The organism is Agromyces sp. Y182 (assembly GCF_059445385.1).
On sequence record NZ_JCAIUF010000002.1, the window covers coordinates 1,194,770 to 1,219,594 of the forward strand.

General features: G+C 68.1%; 24 protein-coding genes and 1 tRNA gene. 9 read left to right on the forward strand and 16 right to left on the reverse strand.

Annotation, left to right across the window (positions count from 1 at the left end):
• The first annotated feature begins 39 nt into the window (after positions 1 to 39).
• The gene (locus AC1C2R_RS20115; protein ID WP_495353332.1) at positions 40 to 852 is read left to right on the forward strand and encodes a FadR/GntR family transcriptional regulator; all 813 of its coding nucleotides are present in this window, start codon (positions 40 to 42) and stop codon (positions 850 to 852) included.
• A 45-nt stretch (positions 853 to 897) separates the two neighbouring features.
• Here AC1C2R_RS20115 and AC1C2R_RS20120 read toward each other — a convergent pair whose 3' ends face one another.
• Genes AC1C2R_RS20120 through AC1C2R_RS20145 form a run of 6 tightly spaced genes read right to left on the reverse strand, consistent with a single transcriptional unit; the run spans position 898 to position 7,775 of the window.
• Positions 898 to 2,463, reverse strand: a complete 1,566-nt coding sequence (locus AC1C2R_RS20120) for a mannitol dehydrogenase family protein (RefSeq protein ID WP_495381058.1) — start codon at positions 2,461 to 2,463, stop codon at positions 898 to 900.
• Positions 2,456 to 3,391 (reverse strand): ABC transporter permease, encoded by a 936-nt coding sequence (locus AC1C2R_RS20125; RefSeq protein ID WP_495381059.1) that lies wholly within the window; start codon positions 3,389 to 3,391, stop codon positions 2,456 to 2,458. Before AC1C2R_RS20125 ends, AC1C2R_RS20120 begins: the two co-directional genes overlap by 8 nt.
• Positions 3,391 to 4,323, reverse strand: a complete 933-nt coding sequence (locus tag AC1C2R_RS20130; RefSeq protein WP_495353329.1) for an ABC transporter permease — start codon at positions 4,321 to 4,323, stop codon at positions 3,391 to 3,393. Before AC1C2R_RS20130 ends, AC1C2R_RS20125 begins: the two co-directional genes overlap by 1 nt.
• Complete coding sequence (locus AC1C2R_RS20135; RefSeq protein WP_495381060.1) at positions 4,320 to 5,459, reverse strand: ABC transporter ATP-binding protein; 1,140 nt, start codon at positions 5,457 to 5,459, stop codon at positions 4,320 to 4,322. The genes AC1C2R_RS20130 and AC1C2R_RS20135 overlap by 4 nt, the downstream gene beginning before the upstream one ends.
• A gap of 3 nt (positions 5,460 to 5,462) precedes the next feature.
• Positions 5,463 to 6,692 (reverse strand): extracellular solute-binding protein, encoded by a 1,230-nt coding sequence (locus tag AC1C2R_RS20140; protein ID WP_495381061.1) that lies wholly within the window; start codon positions 6,690 to 6,692, stop codon positions 5,463 to 5,465.
• Between the two features lie 51 nt (positions 6,693 to 6,743).
• Positions 6,744 to 7,775 (reverse strand): LacI family DNA-binding transcriptional regulator, encoded by a 1,032-nt coding sequence (locus tag AC1C2R_RS20145; RefSeq protein WP_495353326.1) that lies wholly within the window; start codon positions 7,773 to 7,775, stop codon positions 6,744 to 6,746.
• Between the two features lie 266 nt (positions 7,776 to 8,041).
• Between AC1C2R_RS20145 and uxaC the strand changes: the two genes are divergently transcribed.
• The 5 genes from uxaC (at position 8,042) to AC1C2R_RS20170 (ending at position 12,249) form a co-directional block, all read left to right on the forward strand.
• Complete coding sequence (gene uxaC, locus AC1C2R_RS20150) at positions 8,042 to 9,463, forward strand: glucuronate isomerase (protein ID WP_495381062.1); 1,422 nt, start codon at positions 8,042 to 8,044, stop codon at positions 9,461 to 9,463.
• A 124-nt stretch (positions 9,464 to 9,587) separates the two neighbouring features.
• Complete coding sequence (gnd, locus tag AC1C2R_RS20155) at positions 9,588 to 11,051, forward strand: NADP-dependent phosphogluconate dehydrogenase (RefSeq protein WP_495353324.1); 1,464 nt, start codon at positions 9,588 to 9,590, stop codon at positions 11,049 to 11,051.
• A gap of 116 nt (positions 11,052 to 11,167) precedes the next feature.
• Positions 11,168 to 11,521, forward strand: a complete 354-nt coding sequence (locus tag AC1C2R_RS20160; RefSeq protein WP_495381063.1) for a YidH family protein — start codon at positions 11,168 to 11,170, stop codon at positions 11,519 to 11,521.
• A 24-nt stretch (positions 11,522 to 11,545) separates the two neighbouring features.
• Entirely contained in the window at positions 11,546 to 11,884 is a 339-nt protein-coding gene (locus AC1C2R_RS20165; protein WP_495353322.1) for a DUF202 domain-containing protein, read from the forward strand.
• On the forward strand, positions 11,881 to 12,249 hold the full coding sequence (locus AC1C2R_RS20170; RefSeq protein ID WP_495353321.1) for a hypothetical protein: 369 nt from the start codon (positions 11,881 to 11,883) through the stop codon (positions 12,247 to 12,249). The genes AC1C2R_RS20165 and AC1C2R_RS20170 overlap by 4 nt, the downstream gene beginning before the upstream one ends.
• A 13-nt stretch (positions 12,250 to 12,262) precedes the next feature.
• On the opposite strand, the gene AC1C2R_RS20175 is transcribed toward AC1C2R_RS20170, so the two are convergent.
• The gene (locus tag AC1C2R_RS20175; protein WP_495381064.1) at positions 12,263 to 13,126 is read right to left on the reverse strand and encodes a helix-turn-helix domain-containing protein; all 864 of its coding nucleotides are present in this window, start codon (positions 13,124 to 13,126) and stop codon (positions 12,263 to 12,265) included.
• A gap of 101 nt (positions 13,127 to 13,227) precedes the next feature.
• Between AC1C2R_RS20175 and AC1C2R_RS20180 the strand changes: the two genes are divergently transcribed.
• Positions 13,228 to 13,923, forward strand: coding sequence for an SDR family NAD(P)-dependent oxidoreductase (locus tag AC1C2R_RS20180; RefSeq protein ID WP_495381065.1), 696 nt, complete (start codon positions 13,228 to 13,230; stop codon positions 13,921 to 13,923).
• A gap of 50 nt (positions 13,924 to 13,973) precedes the next feature.
• Here the strand turns inward: AC1C2R_RS20180 and AC1C2R_RS20185 are convergent, their stop codons facing one another.
• The 5 genes from AC1C2R_RS20185 to AC1C2R_RS20205 form a co-directional block, all read right to left on the reverse strand.
• Positions 13,974 to 14,486, reverse strand: a complete 513-nt coding sequence (locus AC1C2R_RS20185; protein ID WP_495353318.1) for a hypothetical protein — start codon at positions 14,484 to 14,486, stop codon at positions 13,974 to 13,976.
• Between the two features lie 11 nt (positions 14,487 to 14,497).
• On the reverse strand, positions 14,498 to 16,198 hold the full coding sequence (locus AC1C2R_RS20190) for a long-chain-fatty-acid--CoA ligase (protein ID WP_495381066.1): 1,701 nt from the start codon (positions 16,196 to 16,198) through the stop codon (positions 14,498 to 14,500).
• A 12-nt stretch (positions 16,199 to 16,210) separates the two neighbouring features.
• Positions 16,211 to 17,188, reverse strand: coding sequence for a ribose-phosphate diphosphokinase (locus AC1C2R_RS20195; protein WP_495353316.1), 978 nt, complete (start codon positions 17,186 to 17,188; stop codon positions 16,211 to 16,213).
• Positions 17,189 to 17,221: 33 nt separating this feature from the next.
• Positions 17,222 to 18,667: a bifunctional UDP-N-acetylglucosamine diphosphorylase/glucosamine-1-phosphate N-acetyltransferase GlmU gene (gene glmU / locus AC1C2R_RS20200; RefSeq protein WP_495381067.1), complete on the reverse strand. Its 1,446-nt coding sequence runs from the start codon at positions 18,665 to 18,667 to the stop codon at positions 17,222 to 17,224.
• 52 nt (positions 18,668 to 18,719) lie between these two features.
• Positions 18,720 to 18,791, reverse strand: a tRNA-Gln gene (locus AC1C2R_RS20205).
• A 321-nt stretch (positions 18,792 to 19,112) separates the two neighbouring features.
• Here AC1C2R_RS20205 and AC1C2R_RS20210 point away from each other — a divergent pair.
• Both AC1C2R_RS20210 and AC1C2R_RS20215 read left to right on the forward strand, forming a co-directional pair.
• Entirely contained in the window at positions 19,113 to 19,604 is a 492-nt protein-coding gene (locus tag AC1C2R_RS20210; protein ID WP_495381068.1) for a MarR family winged helix-turn-helix transcriptional regulator, read from the forward strand.
• 112 nt (positions 19,605 to 19,716) lie between these two features.
• Positions 19,717 to 21,339 (forward strand): HNH endonuclease signature motif containing protein, encoded by a 1,623-nt coding sequence (locus AC1C2R_RS20215; RefSeq protein ID WP_495381069.1) that lies wholly within the window; start codon positions 19,717 to 19,719, stop codon positions 21,337 to 21,339.
• A 107-nt stretch (positions 21,340 to 21,446) separates the two neighbouring features.
• Here the strand turns inward: AC1C2R_RS20215 and AC1C2R_RS20220 are convergent, their stop codons facing one another.
• The 4 genes from AC1C2R_RS20220 to AC1C2R_RS20235 form a co-directional block, all read right to left on the reverse strand.
• Entirely contained in the window at positions 21,447 to 21,884 is a 438-nt protein-coding gene (locus AC1C2R_RS20220; RefSeq protein WP_495353309.1) for a hypothetical protein, read from the reverse strand.
• A gap of 131 nt (positions 21,885 to 22,015) precedes the next feature.
• Positions 22,016 to 22,675 (reverse strand): methionine ABC transporter permease, encoded by a 660-nt coding sequence (locus AC1C2R_RS20225; protein WP_495353308.1) that lies wholly within the window; start codon positions 22,673 to 22,675, stop codon positions 22,016 to 22,018.
• Positions 22,675 to 23,703: a methionine ABC transporter ATP-binding protein gene (locus tag AC1C2R_RS20230; RefSeq protein WP_495353307.1), complete on the reverse strand. Its 1,029-nt coding sequence runs from the start codon at positions 23,701 to 23,703 to the stop codon at positions 22,675 to 22,677. Before AC1C2R_RS20230 ends, AC1C2R_RS20225 begins: the two co-directional genes overlap by 1 nt.
• Before the next feature lie 96 nt (positions 23,704 to 23,799).
• Positions 23,800 to 24,711: a MetQ/NlpA family ABC transporter substrate-binding protein gene (locus AC1C2R_RS20235; RefSeq protein ID WP_495353306.1), complete on the reverse strand. Its 912-nt coding sequence runs from the start codon at positions 24,709 to 24,711 to the stop codon at positions 23,800 to 23,802.
• Positions 24,712 to 24,825 lie beyond the last annotated feature (114 nt).

Consider the following 24,825-nt stretch of genomic DNA (forward strand, 5'->3'; position numbering starts at 1 on the left):
ACTTATTCAACTCGCAAGCCGGTCCGGTATGATTTATCCGTGACTAGCGATGCAAAAGGGACGGCCGTCGAGAAAGATCACGGCCCCTCCGGCCCTGTGATGGGCCTCCACGCGCAGGTCCTCGACAGGCTCGGCCTCGCCCTGTGTTCGGGAGAGCTTCCCGCAGACGTCGTCGTCCGCATCGACGAACTCGAGCAGCGCTACGACGTGTCCCGCTCCGTCGTGCGCGAAGCGCTCCGTGTGCTCGCCGCGATGGGCATGATCTCCTCGCGGCGTCGCGTCGGAGTCAAGGTGCTGCCCCAGTCCGAATGGAACCTGTACGACCCGCAGTTGATCCGCTGGCGCCTCGCATCCCCCGGCCGCATCGCCCAGCTGCGATCGCTGACGGAGCTGCGGACGGCAGTCGAGCCCGAGGCCGCGCGGCTCGCCGCCATCCGCGCCCCCCTCACGGGAGCGAGCGAGCTCATGGGGCTCGCGGGCAAGCTGTGGGCGGCGGGCCAGGAGGGCGACAGCGACCGGTTCCTCGAACTCGACATCGAGTTCCACCGCCTGGTGCTCACCAACTCGGGCAATGAGATGTTCGGCAAGCTGCACACCCTCGTCGAGGAGGTGCTCGCAGGTCGCACTCATTACGGGCTCATGCCGACGAATCCGCATGTCGAAGCACTGCAGTTCCATGTCGACGTCGCCAGCGCCATCCAGCGTGGCAACCCCGAAGATGCACAAGCCTCGATGCTGCGGATCATGCAACGCACCTTCCTCGAGATGAGCTCCATCTGGGAAGGAGGCGAGGCGGATGCCATCTCGGGAACCTCGGGGCCCCGCGTGCTGGGGCCGAATGAGACGGTCTGACCGGCACCTCGTCCGGCGCCCAGCACCTGACCTCAGCCCCTGACCTCAGCCCCTGACCGACGACGCGGCCTCGCCCGGACGCCGAGCGGATGCCACCATGTCGTGCACGACGGCGAGTTGTTCGACGACCGCGTCGCGGAAGGCCTTCGAACTGCGCACCGGCTCGGGGAACACCTCACCGATCGCGAAGAAGCGGTCGACGAGCGCACCCGGCTCGTCGGCGAGCGCGCCCGGTGTGCCGACGGCTGCGTGCAGTCGGTCGGCCAGTGGATCGTCGAGCGCCGGGGCATCCGGCTCCAGCGACCTCGTGACGTAGGCGATCCACGCAGCCACGACGAGCGCGAGCCCCGCGGGCACCGCACCGGCGGCGAGCCGGTCAGCGGCGGTGCCGAGCACCCGGATGGGCAGTTTGTGCGATCCGTCCATCGCGACCTGGGAGGTGGCGTGCGCGAGCGCCGGATTGGCGAACCGCGTGAGCACGCTGTCGCGATATTCGGCGAGGTCGATGCCCGCCGGCGCCGAGAGCGTGGGCAGGATGTCGTCGTCGAGCACGCGACGAGCAATGGCGTGAAGGCGCGGATCGGCGATCGCCGCTGCGATCGTGGCGTACCCGCTGAGCGAGCCGAGCCAGGCGAGCAGTGAATGCGTCGCGTTGAGCACTCGGAGCTTCACCTGCTCGTACGGTGTCACATCGTCGGTGAAGGTCGCGCCGGCGAGCTCCCAACGCGGGCGGCCGGCGGCGAAGTCGTCTTCGATCACCCACTGCGCGTACGGCTCGGCGACGACGAGTGCCTCGTCGCGGAGCCCCAGGAGCGAGAACGCCGCCAGGCGGTCGGCCTCGGTCGTCGCCGGCGTCAGTCGGTCGACCATCGACGACGGGAATGCGACCGACGCCTCGAGCCATGTACGGAATTGGCGACCACGGGGGCCGACCGTCTCGGCGATCGAGAGCACGAGCTCACGGGAGACGGCACCGTTGTGCGCGAGGTTGTCGCACGAGAGCACGGTGAACGGGCCGCCGCCGGTACGGAAACGGCGGGCGAGCCCCCGCACGAGGAGCCCGAGCGGGGTGCGTGACGCCGATGCGCCCGGCGCGGCTGCGAGCTCGCCGGCGATCAGGTCGACGTCGTTCGCGATGCCGGGATGACGCCGGTCGATGCCGCCCGCCTCCGCCCGGTGGTAGCCCCGCTCCGTGATCGTGAGCGTGGCGAGCTGCGTCGACTCGGCAGCCAGCGTCGCGACGATCCGCTCCGATTCGGTGCCCGGCCAAGCGCAGTCCACGACCGACCCGACGAGCCGCAGCGATGCCTCGTGCTCCCCTGAGACGAGCACGCCGTACAGGCAATCCTGCGGTCGCAGTTGTCGCACCACCCGGTCACTGCGACCGGTGACGCCGAGGATCCCCCAGCGGGTCTCGCCGGTCGCGGCCGCGGCATCCTCGGTCAGCAAAGCCTGATGGCTGCGGTGGAACGACCCGATGCCGAAGTGCACGATGCCGACCGTCAGCTCGGCGGGATCCACTCGAGGGCGGGTCACTTCTGCGGGGACCTTCGAGGGCGGCAGCGCCGCGAGCGCCTCGCGAGTCAGACGCGGCGGCGCCGCATCACTCATCGCGGGACTCCTTGACCTGGGCCACGAGTTGGGTCGGGTTGATGAAGCGCAGAGCGATGATCAGGATGAGGAGCATCAGGCCGGTGTAGACCACGCCCATCGAGGAGATCAACTGTCGTGCCTCGCCGCCGCCGGCGCTCGTCATGGCCCGATAGATCGCGACCACGAGCGTGTCGGACGTCGGACCCGACACGAGGAACGTGAGCTCGAACATCCCGACGGTTCGGACGAGCACGAGGATGCCCGCCGCGAGGATCCCGGGGATCAGGAGCGGCGCGAGGATTTTGGTGAAGACCTGCATCATGTTCGCCCCGCACATGCGAGCGGCGTTCTCGATCGACGGGTTGATCTGCTCGATGAACGGCGTCATCGTGATGATCACGAACGGGATCGACGGCACGAGGTTCACGAGGATCACGGCGAGGATCGTGCGACCGAGACCGAAGTTGTACATGACGGTCGCGAGCGGGATGCCGAAGGTGATCGGCGGAATCAGGATCGGGAGCAGGAACAGCAGCAGCACGAGCCGCTTGCCCGGGAAGTTGCTGCGCGCCAGCACGTACGAGGCCGGCACGCCGACGAGGATCGACACCACGATCACCGCGAACGCGACGAGGAGCGTCACACCGATGATCTGGCCGAGGTCGAAGCGAGTCCAGGCCTCCGCGTACCAGTTGAGCGTGAAGGTCTCGGGCAGCCACGTGTTGAACCAGGGCTTGCCGAGTGAGTCCACGAGCACACTCAGCACGATGCCGAAGAGGAACACGAAGAACACCGCGATGCCGGCCCAGACGAACCATGTGCCTGGGGAGGCGGCGAGCGAGCGCTCGCCGGGAGGCAGCTTGCCGCGCTGGGTTCCGGAGATGTCGACCGATTCGGTCGGGGGCGCCGCATTCGCGGGAGGCGTGGTGAGTGTGGAGACGGACATCAGCCCTTCCCTCCTGTCGAACCCTTGTAGAGGAAGGAACGGCCGAGGAACACGATCGCGATGACGATCAGTTCGACGACGCCCATCATGATGGCGATGGTGGAAGCCATGCTGTAGTCGAGCTGCTCGGCGAACGAGCGGTAGGCCATCAGCGCGAGCACGCGCGTCTCGCCTGCCGCGTCACCCACGAGTCTCGCCGAGGGGAACACGCTGAATGCGAGCACGAAGGTGAGGATGAAGGTCGTCGCGAGGCCCGGTGCGAGCAGCGGAAGCGTGATGCGCCGGAAGCGTTGCTGCCAGTTCGCACCGAGCGTCTTCGCGGCCGCTTCGAGCGACGGGTCGATGCCCGAGAGGTACGAGGAGATCAACAGGTACGCGAACGGAAATCCCGAGATCACAAGTGAGAAGAAGACGCCGAGGTAGTTGTTCACGAGTTGCAACGGCTCCGAGATGACCCCGATGTCGAGCAGGAATCGGTTCAGCCAGCCCTGCCGCCCCGCGAAGATCAGCAGTCCCTGCGCCGTGAGCACCGTTCCCAGTGCGATCGGCAGCACGAGGAGCGTCTGCATCGTGCGCTTTCCCCTGAACTTGCCGCGCAGCTTGTAGGCGATCGGAATCGAGACGATCACGTTGAACAGCGCCGCCGGCAACGCGAGCCGCATCGTGAGCCACACGGAGTCGAAGATGAACGAGTCCTGGAAGAACGCGATGTAGTTGGCGAACGGCCCGCCGCCCCAGCTCTGCTGAGTGGTCGCGAGCGGCTGAAGGGTCAGCCCGATGCCGTACGCGAAGGGATAGACGAACAGGGCGAGCGCGAAGACCACCGCCGGAGCCAGCAGCCAGAGTTTCGGGTCGATGCCGCGCTCGGCGAGCCGGTGCCTGCGGCTCGCCGAGCTCTTCGACCGCGAAGCAGCATCCGTCGACGAGGTCATCCCCGCACCTCCGCGAGCGGAGCCCGCTCGACGGGGGCGGGGTCGAGTGCGCCGTCGAGTGCGCTGCGATACACGAGCGCGCGGTCGGGGTCGACCGAGAGGGTCACCGTGGCCCCGGCTGCAGGTGCGAAATCCGCGTGCACGTGCAGGTTCACGCCCTCGCGTGTGGTGACGCCGACCGCGAACTCCCTGCCCTGGTACTCCACGACGTTGACCGTTGCCTCGATGGCATTCGCCGGCGGCGTGGCCGCGGTGTGCACGGTCAGGTCGGAGGGCCGGATGGCGAGCCGGATGCGCTCGCCGACCGCGACATGCTGCACTGGGCGGCCGACGAGCGAGAGCCCGTCGCCCGACACACGGGCATGGTGTCCGTCGACGGTCTCGACGGTGAGGTCGAGAAGGTTGCGATAGCCCATGAAGTCGGCGACGTGCCAGTTGGCGGGATGGTCGTGCAGCTCCTCGGGCGTGCCGATCTGCTGCACGCGACCCTCCCGCAGCACCACGAGGCGATCCGCGAGCGAGAGAGCCTCCTCCTGGTCGTGCGTGACGTAGACGGTGGTGAGGCCGAGCGACTGGTGCAGCCGCCGGATCTCGGTGCGCATCTCGAGCCGGAGCTTCGCGTCGAGGTTCGAGAGCGGTTCGTCCATGAGCACGAGCCGCGGCTCGAGCACGATGGCTCGAGCGATCGCGACGCGCTGCTGCTGTCCGCCCGAGAGCTGGCCGGGCAGCTTCTTCGCGTGCTCTTCGAGCTTGACGAGCGCGAGGCCCTCCGCCACCCGGCGGTTGATCTCCGTGCGCGGCAGCTTGCGCATCTGCAAACCGAACGCGATGTTCTTCGCGACGGAGAGATGCGGGAACAGTGCGTAGTTCTGGAACACCATGCCGAAGTCCCGCTTCTCGCTCGGCAGCACGTCGATGCGCTTACCGTCGATGCGGATCTCGCCATGGGTGAGCGGGAGCAGCCCGGCGAGGCAGTTCAGCGCCGTCGACTTGCCGCAGCCCGACGGTCCGAGCAGGGCGATGAACTCCCCCGCTCGGATCGTCAGGTTGAGGTCGACCAACGCCGCTCGACCGCCGAAGCTCCGCCCGACGTCGTTCAGCTCGAGGGACTCGAATGCATTGGCCGTGAGTGGCATGATCTACTGCGCCTCGTACTTCCCGGCACCGATCTCGCGGTCCCAGATGTCGAACGCCTTCACGAGTTGCTCGGCGGGCAATGGGGTCGCCTTCGGCATCTCTTCGATGAGGTCGTCGTACCAGTCACGACCGAACTCGGCGATCAGGTCCTGGCTCGCCTGCGGCGCCTTGTCGAGCGTCGCACCCTCGACCGCTGGGCCGGGGTAGAAGTACCCGCTGTCATAGGCCATCGCGTTGACCTCGGGAGTCAGGATGTACTCGAGCAGCAGCAGGATCGCCGACAACTTGTCGGCGGACTGCCCCTTCGGGACCAGCGCATAGTGCGCGTCGGTCACCCAGGTGAAGTCGTCGAACGGCGCGGCTTCGATCGTCGCCGGCTCCTTCGCCGTCGCGCGAGGCTCGATGTCCCAGCCCGTGGTGGTGGGGATCAGCGCCCAGCTTCCATCGGCCATGTTGGTGATGACCTGGCCGGTGCCCGTCGGGTAGTTGTCGATCGTGGCGCCGAGTTCCTTGAGGTAGGCCCAGGTCTTGTCCCAACCGTTCTCGGGATCGCCGGGATCGTCGTCGCCGAGGATGTAGGGCAGCCCCTGCAGGAACGTGCGGCCGGGGCCCGAGTTCGCGGGCCGTGCATACCCGAACTTGCCCGGATTCGCCTGCGCCCACTCGAGCAGTTCCTCGGGTGTCGACGGCACGTCGGTGACGACGGCCGGGTCGTACTGCAGCAGCGGCCCGGAGGGGTAGTACGTCGTGACGACCCCGTAGTCCTCTGAGAGTTCCTGCATGGCCGCAGCCGGTTCGAGGTAGTTCTCCTGGTTCGACACGCGATCGCCGTAATCGGTGACCAATGGGATCCAGAGGTCTTGGGCGATGCCCGCCGACAGGCCGTCGGTGCCGCTCATCACGAGATCGACCGACAGGTTGCCGCTGTCGACCTGTGGCTTGATGGTGCCGACGAGGTCGGGTGCGCCGGCGCTCTCCCAGGTGACGGCGGAGATGACGTCGGGGTACTCCTTGATGAACTCGTCGATCATCGGGCCGGTGAGCTTCTGGTTGCCCGCGACGTCGAGGATGTTCAGGGTGACCGGCGCCGAGGGCTTGTCGGGTACCTCGTTCGGGTCGCTCGCCGCGCTCGCGTCGCCGCCGCCCGTGTTCGGGGCGGTGCAGCCGGTCAGCGCGAGGGCCGTGACAGCAGCGAGTGCAGCCGCGATCTGGGTGGTACGTCGGATGCGCATTGGTGGTCCTTCCTCTTCTCTGGGTTCCAGACACCGCTGTCTGGAAGGAGCTCAGACGCTGAGTGCGCCCGAATGGGGGGTGTGCTCTGCGATCGCGACGGGCGCGACGCCGGTCGACTGCCGCACGATGAGCTGCACGGGTACGTCGGGGAGTTGCTTCGTCTCGGTCGAACGGCCGAGCACCGTATCGAGCAGCGTGTCGACACACGATCGACCCATCTGCACCCGCGGGTTCTCGACGGTCGTGAGATTCGGCCAGATCATGGTGGACACCGGGATGTTGTCGAACCCGGTGACACTGAAGTCATCGGGAACGCGGGCACCGCGTTGGCGCAGCCGATCGAGGAGGCCGAGTGCCATGAGGTCGTTGTACGCGACCACGGCGGTCGCGCCGGAGGCGATCGCGAGGTCGGCCGCCTGAACTCCGCCGGCGAACGATGGCGGGAAGGTGCCGAGCTCGACGAGCGTGAGCCCGGCATCCGCCTGGCCGAACGCGGTGAACGCCTCGGCGCGTTGCGCGTTGGACCAGGAACTCGGCGGGCCGGCCGCATAGGCGATCGACCGGTGCCCGAGCGCGACCAGGTGCGCCATGATGGCCCGGATACCGCTCGCATTGTCGAAATTGATCGAGGGTACGCCAGGTACCGACCGATTCAGCAGCACCAGTGGCGTCTCGGCGGCGAGCGAGAGCACCGCCTCTTCGCTGCCTCGCGCCGAAGCCAGGATGACGCCGTCGACCTGTTTCGCAAGGCTGCGCACGACCTCCGCCTCGAGCACCGGGTCTTCATCGCTGTCGGCGATGAACACCGCGTAGCCCGCGGCTCGGGCGCGATCCTGCACGCCCTTGCTGATCGAGCCGAAGAACGGGTTCTCGAGGTCGGGTACGACGAGACCGAGGCATCCAGTGCGCCCAGTGATGAGCCCGCTCGCGGCGCGATTCGGACGGTACCCGAGCTCGCGGGCCACCTGCTGAACGTGCGTGCGGGTGGGTTCGGCCACCTGCTCGGGTGAGGCCAGGGCACGTGAGACGGTCGAGATCGATACGCCGGCGGCCTTCGCCACGTCTCTGATCGTCACCGCCATGCCACACCGCCCTGTGCTTCGACCGGCGCACGCCGCCGGCATCGATACATTCTGCAAACCTTTTCAGACATCTGTCAAGCGGTTCGCCCAGAATGCCTGCCATCGAGTCGATGGCCACATCTGCCATCAGGACAGTCCGCAGAAATACGCCTATAGTGTGGGATCAGATGCCGTACGCAGCGGTAGGCCGGCACGTTCAACGCCTGAAACAAGACTGCATCTTGTTTCATCGCGTCACGAGCCGATACTTCGACGAGGGGCGGACATTGCCTGCACCATGGACACTTCACCCCGACCGCGCGCTGCCCGTCGATCCGGGCCAGCGTGCGATCGCGCGCGAAATCTATCGAGAGATCGCCTCGCTCCCGATCGTGTCCATGCACGGTCACGTCGACGCCGCGGCGCTCAGTCGCAACGAGAGCTTCGGCGATCCCGCCGAGCTGCTCATCATCCCCGACCATTACCTGGTGCGGATGCTCGTGTCGCAGGGATTCTCCCACCGTCAATTCGGCATCCGCCCGCTCGACGGGTCGGCGGTGGAGACCGACCATCGCCGCATCTGGCGACGGTTCGCCGAGAACTGGAAGCACTTCCGCGGCACCCCGACGCGCTATTGGCTCGAGCACGTCCTCGTCGAGGTGTTCGGCGTCACGCAGCCACCGAGCAGTGAGAGCGCCGACGCGCTCTACGACGAGCTCGCCGAGAAGCTCGCCCGCCCCGAGTTCCGCATCCGCGAGCTCTTCGATCGGTTCGGCATCGAGATACTGAGCACGACCGACTCGCCCGACTCGGATCTCGCCGACCACGCCGCGCTCGCCGCGGAGGGTTGGGGGGAGCGCGTCGTACCGACCTTCCGTCCCGACTGCCTGTTCTTCCCCGACCGCACAGGGTGGCGGAGCGACCTCGAGTCGCTCGAGGTCAGCGCCGAGCTCGAAGTCGTCGACTACCCGGGCTTCCTCGAAGCGCTGCGAATCCGGCGCCGGGCTTTCGTGGCGGCGGGCGCCCGGGCGAGCGACCACGGCCACCGCACCGCCGACACGACTCCGCTCGAACCGTACGAGGCCCGCCGGCTGTTCGCGGCGGCGCTCCGCGGCGAACTCGGCCGGGCCGAGTCGGAGGCGTTCGCCGCGAACATGCTCTTCGAGAGCGCTCGAATGTCGCTCGATGACGGGCTGGTCATGCAGCTGCATCCGGGAGTGTCCCGCAATCACTCCGACGCGATCCTCGGAACGTACGGCACCGACCAGGGCTTCGACATCCCCGAGGCGGTCGAGTTCACCCGTTCGCTTCGGCCCCTGTTGAACGCGTTCGGGCACGACCCCAGGTTCCGCCTGATCCTGTTCACGATCGACGAGACCGTGTACTCACGCGAACTCGCCCCGATCGCAGGCGCCTACCCGACGGTCAAACTCGGCGCACCATGGTGGTTCCTCGATTCCCCTGCCGGCATGACGCGCTTCCGGGAACTCGTGACCGAGACGGCGGGTTTCTCCAACACCAGCGGGTTCGTCGATGACACCCGGGCATTCGCCTCGATCCCCGCCCGCCACGACCTCGCGCGCCGGATCGACGCCGGCTACCTCTCGAAGCTCGTCGCAGAACATCGCCTTCCGCACGACGAGGCGATCGAGACCGCGATCGACCTCACCTATACGCTGCCGCTCGCGGCATACGCTCGGCGCGAGTGACGCCGGCCGCCCACCCGTCGCCACCCGTCGCCACCCGTCGCCCCTCACCGCAACAGCGCTTAACGGTGAGGGCTGCTCGGACTACGCTGGATGACGAACCCATCCCGTGTCGAGGAGATCATTCGTGCCTGTCACCCCTTCAGCAAACATCGGCGTCGTCGGCCTCGCGGTCATGGGGTCGAACCTCGCCCGCAACCTCGCGAGCCGCGAGGGCAACACGGTCGCCGTGTTCAATCGCTCCCCCGAGCGCACGCACACGTTGACGAGCGAGCATCCCGAAGCCGGGCTCGTCGCGTCAGAGAGCTACGACGACTTCGTCGCCTCACTCGTCAAGCCCCGCACGGCGATCATCATGGTGCAGGCCGGCAAGGGCACCGATGCCGTGATCTCTGAACTCGTCTCCCGCTTCGAGCCGGGCGACATCATCGTCGACGGCGGCAACGCGAACTTCCACGACACGATCCGCCGCGAGGCCGAGATCAGCCCGACGGGCATCCACTTCGTCGGCACCGGCATCTCGGGGGGCGAAGAGGGCGCACTCAACGGCCCGTCGATCATGCCCGGCGGCAGCGTCGAGTCGTACAAGACCCTCGGCCCGATCCTCCGATCGATCGCCGCCATCGCGCCCGACGGCGAGCCGTGCGTCACCCACGTCGGCACCGACGGCGCCGGCCACTTCGTCAAGATGGTGCACAACGGCATCGAATACGCCGATATGCAGCTCATCGCCGAGGCGTACGACCTCATCCGCCAGGGCACCGGCAAGTCCCCCGCCGAGATCGCCGACATCTTCGCCGAGTGGAACACCGGCGAACTCGAGAGCTACCTCATCGAGATCACGGCCGAGGTGCTTCGCCAGACGGATGCCACGACGGGCGAGCCGCTCGTCGACGTCATCCTCGACGAGGCGGGCGCCAAGGGCACCGGCGCGTGGACGGTGCAGAACGCCCTCGACCTCGGCGTGCCGACCTCGGGCATCGCCGAGGCGGTCTTCGCGCGCAGCCTCTCCTCGAAGCGCGCGCAGCGCGAAGCATCCGTCGATCTGCCCGGCCCTTCGACCGAGTGGAAGGTCGACGGCGCCGACGCCGACGCGTTCATCGAAGACGTGCGCCGCGCCCTCTACGCGTCGAAGATCATCGCCTACTCGCAGGGCTTCGACGAGATCGTCGCCGGCGCCGAGCAGTACGGCTGGGACATCAAGAAGGGCGACATCGCGAAGATCTGGCGTGCAGGCTGCATCATCCGCGCCCGGTTCCTGAACCGCATCGCCGAAGCGTACGCCGACGACCCGTCGCTCGTGGCGCTCGTCGTTGCACCCTACTTCCGCGACGCCGTCGCCGGCACGCAAGAGGCGTGGCGCCGAGTCGTCGCGATCGCGGCGCAGGCCGGCATCCCGACGCCCGCCTTCTCGTCTTCGCTCGCCTACTACGACGGGCTCCGCGCTCCGCGGCTCCCCGCCGCGCTCATCCAGGGCCAGCGCGACTTCTTCGGGGCGCACACCTACAAGCGGGTCGACAAGCCCGGCGTGTTCCACACGCTCTGGTCGGGCGACCGCTCGGAGATCGAGACGACTCCCTCGTCGCACTGAGGCTCGGCATGCAACTGACGCTCGGCATGCAACTGAGGCTCGGCATGCAACTGACACGCACCGGCACACCGCGACCGACCAGATCGACCGAGTAGAAACAGGCAGGCAGGGCATCCGTGGGCGAGCCGAAGTGGCGCGAAGAGGGCGAGGAGCCCGACTACCGGTTCACGCTCGCCAACGAGCGCACCTTTCTCGCCTGGATCCGCACGGCGCTCGCCCTCCTCGCGGGCGGCGTACTGCTGCACCAGTTCGCGACCGAACTCGACCCACGGCTCGTCGTCACGGTGCTCTCAGTCGGGTTGGGCGTGGTGGCCGCGGTGCTCAGCGTCACGTCGTACACGAGATGGCGAGCGAATGAGATCGCGATCCGGCGCGGACGCCCGCTGCCGTTCAGTTGGGTAATGCCTGGGCTCGCCGCCGTCTGCCTCCTCACGAGCGCCGTGCTCGTGGTGCTCCTCCTCGTGACGTGAACACACTCAGGATGGACGACTGACATGGCCGCACACAGTGTGCCCGCGACGGGCGATCGGGGCCTCCAACCCGAACGCACCGCGCTCGCCTGGAGCCGCACTGCGCTGGCCCTGGCGGTCAACGCGCTGCTCTCGATGCGTGCGGGTTTCATGGCCGGCGAACCCTGGCTCGTCGCAGTCGGGGCACTGCTGTTCGCGGCATCCGGCGGTGCAGTGGCCATCGGCACGGTGCGACGCCGTCAGCTCGCGGGTCATCGTCTCGTGATCACGCCCCCACGCGGCGCGCTCGCCGGCGTCGCCGTGGCCACGCTCCTCGCGAGCCTCGGCGGCATCGCCTCGATCTTCGCCGGCGGTGTCGTGTGAGCGAGCCGTATCCCGAGTTGCAAGGTGCCGACGACGACGACTCCCGAGGCCCTGTCTACGGCGAGCGGCGTCGCCGAATCATCCGCATCACCGTGCTCGTCGCCCTCGTCGCCATGCTGCTGCCCGTCGTGCTCTCGGTCTACGGCACCGCTCAGGCAGCGGCACAACGCGCGTGCGCGGTCTACGTCTCGCAATTCGACACGGATGCCGCGGGCGCTCGCGTCTCATTCGAGCTGTTCGGCCCGGACGGCGCCGGTTGGCAGTGCTTCTCCGTCGCCGAGAGCGGCACCGCGACGCTCATCGCCGAACTCGGACTCCTGCCCGGAGCCCCTCGCCCGATCGACGTCGACGAACGCGACACCTGAGGGCTCGGCGGGCTCAGCCGCGCGCGTGCACCGTCAACTCGGGAATGGCGGACTCGCCGATCACCCGCAGCAGATCGAGCGCAGCGGCATCCGCACTCCCGGTCTCGGCGGAGTACGCGACGATTCGCAGGTCTGCCCCCTGCACGGTCAGGATGTCGCAATCGAGGGTGATCACGCCGAGCTCGGGGTGCTCGATCCTCTTCCGGAGGGCAGCGTGAGTGGACTCTCCGTGGTCCCACAATTCGGCGAACCGCGGCGAGGCCGACTGAAGTCCGTGGACGAGATCCGCGAGCTCCCGGTCGCGCGGATACCGCGCGGTCGCCTGTCGAAGATCGGCGACGACCCCGGACTCGAGCGCACGCCGCTCGTGCGGGCTGTGTCGTACGCGCCCGCCCGAGCCGGTGAAGATCTGCCACGGCAGGTTGCGGTCGCGCACCGACCCTTGGAGCGGAGCACCCATGAGCGCATTCCAGAGCGGGCTCGAGGTGATGAGGGACCAGCGTGCATCGAAGACGGCGACCGGCAGGTCGCGCATGCGCTCGACGAGCCGCTGCACGCCGGGAGTGAGGTGGGCGTCGACGACTCCGGCCGATGGTGCGAGGAGGCCGGCGAGCAGGAACAGGTGGTCGCGTTCGTCGACGCTCAGTCGAAGGGTGCGCGCCAGCGCCGAGAGCACTTGCGGCGACGGATGCGTCGAGCGACCCTGTTCGAGGCGTGTGAGGTAGTCGACCGAGACGCCGGCCGCGAGCGCGACCTCTTCGCGCCGGAGGCCCGCTGAGCGCCGCTTCGGGCCGAGCGCGATGCCGACTTCGCGAGGATCGGCCCGGTCGCGCCAGGTGCGCAGCATCCGGCCGAGCTCGCGGTCGTCTTCTCTCATGCTTGAAGTATCCCGCGGATCGCGACGAGCTGGGTGGTACTGCCGGTCCCAGGACGAGGAGACGACTGGTCGGCGCACCCGCGGCGTCCGACGATGGGGAGATGACCATCACACTCATCACCGGGGGCAACAAGGGCCTCGGATTCCAGACCGCTCGCGAACTCGTCGCGGCCGGCCACACCGTCTATCTCGGAGCACGCGACCCCGATCGCGGGCAAGCGTCGGCCGCGGCACTCGGCGCACGACACGTCACACTCGACGTCACCGACGATGCCTCCGTCGCGGCGGCGGCCGAGTTCATCGAGGAGCGCGAGGGCATGCTCGACGTGCTCGTGAACAACGCCGGAATCAGCGGCTCGTTCACCTCACCGCGCGACACCCGCGCCGAGGAGGTGCGTGCGGTCTACGAGACGAACGTCTTCGGCATCGTGCGCATGATGCACGCGTTCATCCCCGTGCTCGAACGATCGGATGCGCCGGTCGTCGTCAACGTCGGCAGCGGCATGGGCTCGCTCGCGGTGACCACCGACCCGCAACGGCTCGAGTCCACGATCATCGGCATCGGTTACGCCTCGTCGAAGACCGCGATGAACATGATCACCTCGCAGTACGCGAAGGCGCTCCCCAGGTTCCGCGTCAACGTCGTCGACCCCGGTTACACGGCGACAGATTTCAACGGCGGCCGGGGCAACCAGTCCGTCGCCGAGGGTGCGTCGATCATCGTGCGCATGGCGCAGATCGGGGCGGAGGGCCCGACCGGCTCCTTCGTCGATGCCGCCGGTCCTCTCGGGTGGTGATCGCTCCGGCGCGACACCGCTCAGGTGACACGGCGGCGGTCCGCCCCGGCTCACGCCTCGGGCAGGAACACCCGCTTGTACTTTCGTCCGTCGGGCAGCTCGACCGTCTCGGCGCGCAGCAGCCCGCGCGTGACCCGCTGGTAGATCGCCTGCGGAGTCACTCCCAGCTTCGCGGCCGCCTCGGACACCGAGAGGCCGGGCAGCTCGGTCGGCACGCTCGAGGGTCGCTCGCGCTTGCGCTTGCGGCTCGCCTCGTGTCGAGCCGCGATCTCGTCGTCATCACCCGCCCAGCGGTACTTCGCGGCCGAGGCGCTGATGCCCGCGGCATCCGCGATCTCGTCCCACGACCGGCCGGCCTCGAGTGCCTCGCGTACCGAGGCGAGCGACGCCGGGTCGGCCTCGAGAGCGGCACTGAGCGAGCGGATGCCTCGGAGCCGCTCGAGCGGCGAGGCATCCGTCTCATCATCGGAGCCGCTGGTGCCGCCGTCGTCGAAGCCGTGCAGCGCGTCGAGCGCCACGAGTTCGGCGAGCGCGCGGGCGGTCTCAGCGGAGAGGAACGTCATGTCGGCGCCGCTCAGCTGTTCAGGAGGCCGTTGCGCACTTCGCGGCGCAACACCTTGCCGATGAGCGATTTCGGGAGTTCGTCGGCGACGAGCACGCGCTTCGGCACCTTGTAGGCCGTGAGCCCGTCGCGGGAGAAGTCGCGCAGCGCCTGCTCATCGAGCGTCGCGCCGGCACGCAGCACGACGACCGCGACGACCTGCTCGCCCGAGTGCTCGTCGGGCAGCCCGACGACCGCGGCATCCTCGACGTCGGGGTGGGCGCGCAGCGCCTCTTCGACCTCGCTCGGGGCGACGTTGAAGCCGCCCGTGATGATCAGTTCTTTGATGCGATCGACGATGCGCACGAAGCCCTCGTCGTCGATCGAGACGATGTCGCCCGTGCGGAACCAGTCGGCACCGCCGTCGGTCGCCGGCACGAACACGGCCTCGGTCTCTTCGGGCTTCTGCCAGTAGCCCGAGAACACCTGCGGGCCGCGCACGATGAGTTCGCCCTCGTCGCCCGCGGCGACATCCGTGCCGGGAGCGTCGGGGTCGACGACCCGCACCTCGGTCGACGGCAGCGGCAGCCCGACGGTGCCCGCCTTGCGGTTCGGCGCGACGGGGTTCGCCATGAGCACTGGCGCGCATTCCGACAGGCCGTAGCCCTCGACGAGGTAACCGCCCGTCTCGGCCTCCCACGGCTCGACGACGGCCGCCGAGAGCGGCATCGCACCCGAGATCGCGATGCGGATGCCGTCGAGCGAGACGCCCTCGGCGACGGCGGCCTTGGTGAGTCGGTCGTAGATGGGCGGCACGGCCGGCAGGAAGGTCGGCGGATGCCGCTTCACGACCTTCAGCACGAGGTCGGGTTCGAACTTGGGGAAGAGCACGAGGCGTGCGCCCATGCTCATCGCGAAGGTGAGGCAGAGCGTGAGCCCGTAGGCGTGGAACATCGGCAGCACGGCGTAGACGACGGCCGTGCCTCGCTCGATCTCGGGCACCCACGCGCGGGCCTGCGCTGCGTTCGCACCGAGGTTCGCGTGGGTGAGGGTCGCGCCCTTGGGGCTGCCGGTCGTGCCGCTCGTGTACTGGATCACGGCGACGTCGGAGACCTCTGGCCCGATGATGTGCGCATCGATCGGGTCGGCGCCGACGACCTTCTCCCACGTCGTCGTGCCGCGCACGCTCGTGGTCAGCGCCGCGCGCGACTCGCGCGCCTTCGCGATCGGCAGACGCAGCATCGCACGCATCGAGAACGGCATCGCGCGAGTCACGTCGACCGAGACGATCGTCTGCACCGCGACATCCGCCGGAAACGCCTGGATCGTCTCGACGACGTTGTTCCAGGCGACGACGACTCGCGCGCCGTGGTCTTCGAACTGGTGGCGCAGCTCACGCGGGGTGTAGAGGGGGTTGTGCTCGACGACGATCGCGCCGAGGCGCAGTACCGCGTAGAACGCGACGATGTGCTGCGGGCAGTTCGGGAGCACGAGTGCGACCGGGTCGCCCTTCTGCACGCCGAGAAGCCGCAGGCCCTCGGCGGCGCGCTCGATCTGCTCACCGAGCTCGGCATACGTCGTGGTGCGCCCGAAGAATTCGAGGGCGACATGGTCGCCGTAGGTGTCGACGGAGGAGCGGATGAGGTCGGAGAGCGAGCTGGTCTCGGCCGGGAGGTCGCTCGGCACACCCTCGGCGTAGCTCGTGAGCCACGGGCGAGGCGTCGTGATCGCCATCTGCGAACCTGCCTACGCCGCGCCGTCGAACATGCTCGTCACCGAGCCGTCTTCGAACACCTCGTGGATGGCACGGGCGAGGAGCGGCGCGATCGGCAGCACCGTCAAGCGGTCCCAGCGCTTCTCTTCGGGAACCGGCAGGGTATCGGTGACGACCACGCTGTCGATGACGTCGGACTGCAGGATCTCGGTGGCGGGGTTCGAGAACACCGCGTGGGTCGCTGCGACGACGACACCGGTCGCGCCGGCGGCCTTGAGCGCCTCGGCGGCCTTCACGATCGTGCGCCCCGTGTCGATGAGGTCGTCGACGAGCAGGCAGATGCGGCCGTTGACCTCGCCGACGATCTCGTGCACCGAGACCTGATTGGGCACGAGGGGGTCGCGGCGCTTGTGGATGATGGCGAGCGGTGCGCCGAGCTTGTCGCTCCAGATGTCGGCGACACGCACTCGGCCCATGTCGGGCGAGACGACCGTGAGCGTCGACGGGTCGAGTTTCTCCTTGAAGTGCTCGAGCAGCACCGGCATCGCGAAGAGGTGGTCGACGGGGCCATCGAAGAAGCCCTGGATCTGTGCCGCGTGCAGGTCGATCGACATGATGCGGTCGGCACCGGCGGCCTTGAAGAGGTCGGCGACGAGACGTGCCGAGATCGGCTCGCGGCCACGGCCCTTCTTGTCTTGCCGGGCGTAGGGATAGAACGGCGCAACGACGGTGATGCGCTTGGCCGACGCACGCTTGAGCGCGTCGATCATGATGAGCTGCTCCATGAGCCACTCGTTGATCGGGGAGGTGTGGGACTGGATGACGAACGCGTCGGAACCACGCACGCTCTCGTCGTACCGGGCGTAGATCTCACCGTTCGCGAAGGTGCGCGCGTCGGTGGGCACGAGGTCTGCGCCCAGCTCTTCGGCGATCTCGATCGCGAGCGAGGGGTGCGCACGACCCGACACCAACACGAGGCGTTTGGATCCGGTGGTCTCGATTCCCGACATTTCTGTCCTCTCCACCCGCGGTCTGCCGGTGCGTCAGTCGGCGGCGGGGCCGGATGCCGCTGCGGCCGCCTCAGCTGCGTCAGCAGCCGCGGTGCCGGATCGGTGCGTCTGGACCCATCCCTCGATGTTGCGTTGCGGGGCCACATTCACGGCGAGCGCGCCTGCCGGAACGTCTTTGCGGACGACGGTGCCGGCGCCCGTGTAGACCCCGTCAGCAATCCTAACGGGCGCGACGAACACCCCGTGCGACCCGGTGCGCACGTGCGAGCCGATCTCGGTGCGGTGCTTGTTCACCCCGTCGTAGTTCGCGGTGATCGAGCCGGCGCCGATGTTCGACTGCTCGCCGACCGTCGTGTCGCCAATGTAGCTGAGGTGGGGCACCTTGCTGCCCTGGCCGATGTTCGCGTTCTTCGTCTCGACGAAGGCGCCGATCTTGCCGTCGGCGCCGAGCACCGTGCCGGGACGAAGGTAGGAGAATGGCCCGACGGATGCCCCGGGGCCGACGACCGCGAGGGTGGCATCGGCGCGCTTCACCTCGGAATTCTCGCCGATCTCGCAGTCGACGAGCGTCGTGTCGGGGCCGATGATCGCCCCGGTCGCGATCGCCGTCGCACCCTTCAGCTGGGTGCCGGGGCGGATCGTGACATCCGGTTCGATGCGTACCGCGAGGTCGATCCAGGTGGTCGCGGGGTCCTCGATCGTCACGCCGTTCAGCTGCCAGCCGCGCACGATGAGCGCGTTCAGGCGGGCCGCGGTCTCGGAGAGCTGGGCGCGGTCGTTGATGCCGGCGACGAGCCATGGCTCGGACACCGGCACCGCCTCGACCTCCGAGCCGGCCGCACGGAGCAGGCCGATCACGTCGGTGAGATACTTCTCGCCCTGCACGTTGTCGGTCGTGAGGTTCGCGAGCTGGTCGCGGAGCGCGGCCGCGCCGAAAGCGTAGATGCCCGCGTTGATCTCGGCGATGGCGCGCTCGTCGTCGCTCGCGTCCTTCTGCTCGACGATGCGGTCGAAGAGACCGGTGTCGTCGCGCACGACGCGGCCGTACCCGCTCGGGTCGTCGTAGACGGCGGAGAGCACGGATGCCGCCGCGGAATCGGCGCGATGCTGTTCGAGGAACGCCGCCAGCGTGTCGGCGTTCAAGAGGGGCACGTCGCCGTTCAGCACGAGCACCTCGCCGTCGAAGTCGGCGGGCAGCGCGGCGAGAGCCTGCTCGACGGCACGGCCTGTGCCCGGCACCTCGTCTTGATCGACGATGATCGTGCCGGGCAGTTCGACCTCGACCGCTGCGGCGACGAGATCGCGCTCGTGGCGCACCACGGCGATGATGTGCTCGGCGTCGAGTGCTCGAGCCGTGGCGAGCACGTGCGCGACGATCGGCGCACCGGCGAGCGGGTGCAGGAGCTTCGGGACCGCCGACTTCATGCGGGTGCCTTGGCCGGCGGCGAGAACGATGATGGCGAGGTTCTGGTCGGTCATGCGCGCGCATTCCTCTCGGTGCGGTCGGTGGTTGCGGGGGCGGCAGGTCCAGCTCCGCCACCAGGATTCGAACCTGGACCGAACAGCTCCAAAGGCTGCCGTGCTGCCGTTACACTATGGCGGATCACTCGGGCCGACGCCCGTGCGCGACATCCAGTCTGCCATGATCCTCGGCCGTTCAGACGCGGTCCGCTCGTTGGCACGTGATGAGATGCACTCGCTGAACGCCGTGCCGATCAGGCTCATCTGCGACCGCCGTATCGACGAGTACCGCGCGGGCCGGCCTCGTCTCTCGCCGAACTGAGACGGCCGGATGTTCGTACCGAGCTCGATGCCGTCACCGGCTCGACGAAGTCACGGGCGCGACGAAGTCATTGCTCGAGACGGGCGAAGCACTCGCGCGCGGTGAGCGACTCCGCAACTCGAGCGGCGCGATAATGGCTGGATGACCGATGCTGACGAGGTCGACCGGATCGTCGACGATTGGGAACGCGAGCGCCCCGACCTCGATTTCTCGCCGCTGCAGGTGCTCTCGCGCGTCGCGCGACTCTCGAAGCACCTCGATCGCGCCAGACGTCAGGCGTTCACCCGGTCCGAACTCGAGTCGTCGGAGTTCGACGTGCTCTCGGCGCTCCGACGGGCCGGAACCCCCTACCGGCTCTCCCCCAAGGCCCTGCTGCTGCAGACGCTCGTCTCGAGCGGCACCATGACGAACCGCATCGACCGGCTCGTCGAGCGCGGACTCGTGACGCGCCAGACCGACCCGAACGACGGGCGCGGCATCCTCGTCGAGATGACGTCGGCCGGGCTCACCCGGGTCGATGCCGCGATCACGCGGCTCGTCGACGCCGAGGCCGAACTGCTCGGCAGCCTGCCTGCGGCCGAACAGAAGCGGCTTGCCGGGCTGCTGCGCAAGCTCAGCCTCGGATTCGACTGAGCTCGGCGGGCTGGTACCGGCGCGGCTCGCGTGCGAGCAGGGGCGGCGCCGCAGGTCAGAGAAGTTCTCCCCAGTCATCGAACATACGTTCGAATTCTGGTAGTATCGAGTCATGCAACCCCCACCGGTGATTACCAGATCAGACGGTAATTCGGCGCATGAATTCGGGCGTGATTCCGGGCACGATTCTGGCCGCTTCGATGCTCAAGAGCAGTCGCCGTATGCGATCGCACAAGACGGCCTCGCCGAACTCGTCGAAGCCTCCGTGCACGCGCAGCGCATCGAAGCGATGAACGCGGCGATGCGGGTCGATCTGATCTTCTTGACGGTGTCATTTGCGCTTCGCGCCGAGCAGGCCTTCGTCGCCCCGACGCTGTCCCCCGAACGACGACGAGAGATGGCGCATCGCAGCGTCACCGCCGAGCTCGCGACGGCACTGCACGTGCCCGAGCGCACGATGCAACATCAGATCGATGACGCTTGGGCGCTGTCGACGCAGCTTCCCGCAACGCTCGCGGCGCTGCGGTCCGGAGCGATCAGCCTGCAGCATGCGCGCGTGATCGTCGAGGCTGCCGCCGAGCTCGATGACGAACCCCGCGTCCGGGCCGACCTCGATGAAACGCTCGCGGTCTACGCGGCCGACCACACGCCGCCGAGCGTTCGTCGCCGAGCACGTTCATTGCGCGAAGAACTGCAAGCGCGAACTCTCGCCGAACGCCATCGTGCCGCCCGGGCGAAGCGTCGCGTCGAGATCGAGCCGGCTCCCGACGGCATGGCCTGGCTGCACGCCTACCTGCCGGCGGCAGACGCCCTGCTCATCAGAGATCGCCTCGATCATGTCGCTCGTGAGGTTGCTTCCGCACGCCACCACCGTCACGCGGCTCGATCCGATCGCGATGGCAACACCGGGCGCACCGATGACGGCACGGCGACTCTCTCCTCATCGACCCGCGACAACGCACGCGCCGACGCCGCACGCGATCTTCTGCTGTACGGCGGGCTCGGCGATGACTCCGCCTTCGCGGCTGCATGCGGCCGAGTGCGACCGAGCGTGCACGTGACCGTGCCGGTACTCACGCTCATCGGCTCCTCGTCCGACCCCGGCATCCTCGACGGCTACGGTCCGATCGACGCAGAGACGGCTCGCCGCCTCGCCGCCGATGCCCCGTCATTCGTGCGCCTGCTGACCGATCCGATCACGGGCGCGGTGCTCGACGTCGATCGCACCAGCTACCGACCGCCGGCCGACCTTCAGCGGTGGCTCCAGGTGCGCGACGAGACCTGCCGTTTCCCGGGCTGTCAGCGCGACGCCAGAAGCAGCGATCTCGACCACAGCACCGACTGGGCCGATGACGGCCGCACCGCATTCGGCAATCTGGCCCACCTCTGCCCGCTGCATCATCACCTCAAGCACGAGTCATCCTGGTCGATGCGGCATCTGGCCGGCGGAGTCCTCGAGTGGACCTCCCCCGCAGGTCGCCTGCACATCACCCACCCGGCCCGCTCGATCGAGGTCGACGGCGAGAGTGTTGAAGCCGGCGGCAACGTTCTCCGAGTCCCGCAGCACTTTCACAGTGCCGCCCCGCCCCGTGCCAGTGCCAGTGCCGGTGCCGGTGCCGGTGCCGACACCATGCGTGATGGCATCCAACCCGGGCTTCACGGCGTCGACTTCCAGACGAAATACGACCCAGCTCCGACCTCCCAAGTGGAATTCCCTGACGCACCCCCGTTCTGAACGTGCTCAGCCGCGTGATCGGACCGCGGTGACCTCGCATCGCAGCCCGTTGTCGCGCATCGTGTCACGCATGGCAGTGTCACGTAGGTTCGTGACGAGTGTCCCCGTCACGCATAGTCGTCGGGAGCGAACCAGCGAGCGCCCCCATCGTGCAGGATCAGCTGCGCACGCACAGCGACCCCCTCAGCGCGGCAGGCATCGCCGAGTTCGCGTGCCCACGCCCGATCGGCCGGCGTCGATTCGGCGCCCCCGGGTCGCTCCCAGACGAATACGAGCTTCGCGGCACCGATCTCGTGAACGATCGACGCGAGCCTGCTCGCCATCAGGCCTGCGGCGGTGCCAGACTCGGGCGTCGGCTCATCGGGTGACTCCGGGTAGCCGGCCATCGGCATGATGAGCGGACTCTGCACGTCGCGCTCATCGAGGTAGAGGGTCCACCACTGACGGCGGATCGCACGATCGAGCAGCATCGCGACACGCTCGAGCACGTCGTGGTCGGTGGGAATGGGCAGCCGGGTCGCCTCGTCGGCGTCGAGTCGGGTCATGCGACGATCGTCATCGACCGGGCTGCCTCACCATGGCGGAGCGCGCCTCGTTGTGGACGATTGGCACGATCTGCCCGTTGAGGAGGAGCAGTCGAAGTGCGGTCGAGGAGTAGCCGGCCAGACCAGCCGAACTATCGGCGCAGCACCTTCCGGGCGAGCCAGTTGCCGAGGAACTGCACGCCCTGCACGAACACGACGATGAGCAGCACCGCGGCCCAGGTGATGGCGGGCTGGAACTGCCGATAGCCGTACACCTGCGCGAAGGTGCCGAGTCCACCGCCGCCGATGAGTCCGGCCACCGCGGTCATGTCGACGATCGCGACGAGCACGAAGGTGTAGCCGAGGATGAGCGGCCCGAGCGCCTCGGGCAGCACGACCGTGCGCAGGATGCGAACGGGGCCGGCGCCCATCGCGCGAGCGGCCTCGATGACGCCCGGCGTCACGGTGAGCAGGTTCTGCTCGACGATTCGGGCGATTGCGAAGGAGGCCGCGATCGACAACGCGAAGATGAGGGCATCGTTGCCGATGCCGGTGCCGATGACGAGTCGCGAGAGCGGCTGTACCGCTGCAATGAAGATGATGAAGGGAATCGGCCGGAAGAAGTTGATGACGACGTTCACGACGTTGTAGACGGCGCGATTCGCGAGGAGGCTCCCCGGTCGCGTCGTGTACAGCACGACACCGAGCAGCAGCCCGACGAGACCACCGATGAGCAGCGTGAGCGCCACCATGTACAGCGTCTCGACGGCGGCGACCCAGAACTCGCCCTGCAGTTCGAAGAGGCGATCCATCACGACACCTCCGTCACATCGACGCGCGAGGATATCTCGGCGAGCACCGCGTCGATCGCGGCATCCGTGCCCCTGATTGCGAGGGTGAGATGCCCGAAGGCGCGACCCTGGATGTCGTTGATGCCGCCGTAGACGAGCTCGAACTCGACGCCCGCGGTGGCGAGTGCGACGAAGACCGCGGCCTGCGAGGCGTCGCCGTCGCGGAACGAGATCGTGACGATGCGACCCTCGTGACGCTCGCGCAGCACCGCGAGCTCCGACGGCGACGGGATGCCCTTCACGACGGTGCCGACGAAGCGCTGCGACGAGGGGTTCTGCGGGTTCGAGAAGACGTCGAACACCTCGCCGTGCTCGATCACCCGGCCTCCGTCCATGACCGCGACCTTCGTGGCGATCGACTGGATGACGTCCATCTCGTGGGTGATGACGATGATCGTGACCCCGAATTCACGATTGACGCGCTTGAGCAGTTCGAGCACCTCCCCCGTCGTCTCGGGGTCGAGGGCGCTCGTGGCCTCGTCGGCGAGCAGCAGGCGCGGCGAGGTCGCGAGTGCGCGGGCGATGCCCACACGCTGCTTCTGCCCGCCCGAGAGCTGGTCGGGGTAGTTCTTGGCCTTGTCGGTCAGGCCGACGAACTCGAGCAGCTCGGCGACGCGAGCGGCGATCTCCGCCTTCGACGCACCGGCGACCGTGAGCGGATAGGCGATATTCGCCCAGACCGTCTTCGAGTTGAAGAGGTTGAACTGCTGGAAGATCATGCCGATGCCGAGACGGATGCCGCGGAGCTCACGTTCGGGCATCGTCGTGATCTCGCGGCCGTCGACCTCGATCGAGCCCGAGGTCGCGGGCTCGAGTGCGTTCACGAGACGCACGAGCGTGGACTTGCCGGCGCCCGAGTAGCCGATGATGCCGTAGACATCGCCGGGTTCGACTTCGAGGCTCACGCCGTCGATCGCGACGACGGGTGAGCCGCCCTTCTCGGATGCGGGATACGTCTTGGTGACGTTGCGCAGGGCGACGAGCGCCATGGTGAAACTCCTCTTTCAACGCCGAACCGGGCGGCGGTCACCGAGTGTGTCGGTGACGGCCGCCCGAAGGGGGTGCGATCGATCTTGCGTGCGCGATCAGCCCTTGGCGGCCTTGGTGTCGGCCTCGACCTTGGCGAGGGAATCCTCGAGGTCGGCGGCGAGGATCTTCACGGCGACGCTGGTGCCGCCCGACGCCTCGAGGAGGCCGGCCTGCACCTCAGGGTCGGTCTGGAAGATCTCGACGAGCTTGAGGTAGGTCGTGTTGTCCTTGTCTTCGGCGCGGGTCGCGAAGATGTTGACGTAGGGCAGCGCGTTCGGATCGGTGGGGTCGTCTTGCGCGATCGCGTCTTCGAAGGTGAGGCCGGCGTCTTCGACGAAGTCGTTGTTGATGATCGCGGCGGCGAGGTCGGGCAGCGAGGTCGGCGTGAGCGATGCTTCGAGCGCGGTGACCTTGACCTTCGAGTTCGCCTCGTCGATGTCGGCGAGGTCGGAGAAGATCGTGCCGCCGCTCGAAAGCGTGATGAGCCCGGCCGACTGCAGCACGAGCAGGCCGCGGGCCTGGTTCGAGGCGTCGTTCGGCACGGCGACCGTCTCACCCGCGGGGATGTCCTTCACCGAGTCGTACTTCGTCGAGTAGAGCCCGAGCGGGTAGATCGCGGTCGAACCGATGGGAGCCAGGTCTTCACCGCTGGACACGTTGTAGTCGGCGAGGTAGACGATGTGCTGGAACTGGTTGAGGTCGAGCTCGCCCTCGGTCGTCGCCGGGTTCGGCTGTGCGTAGTCCGAGAAGTCGACGAGCTCGATCTCGATGCCCTCTTCGGCCGCGGCATCTTCGAAGGCGGCCCACTGCGGGTCGGCCTTGCCGACGACGCCGATCTTGATGACCTCGTTCGAGGCTTCCCCGCCGTCGCCTGCCGCCGGCGTGGCGCACGCGGCGAGGCCGAAGACGAGCGGCACTGCGGCGAGTGCGGCGATGAGCTTGGTGTGACGTGACGAGTGCTGTGACATGAGGATTCCCTTTCGCTTCCGGCCCACGCGATCGAGTGCTGATGGCGTGGAGCAGGCATGGCTCCGCCACGGTTGGTAACGGTGGGGGCTTCGATGCCGCGATCGCGGGTGCAT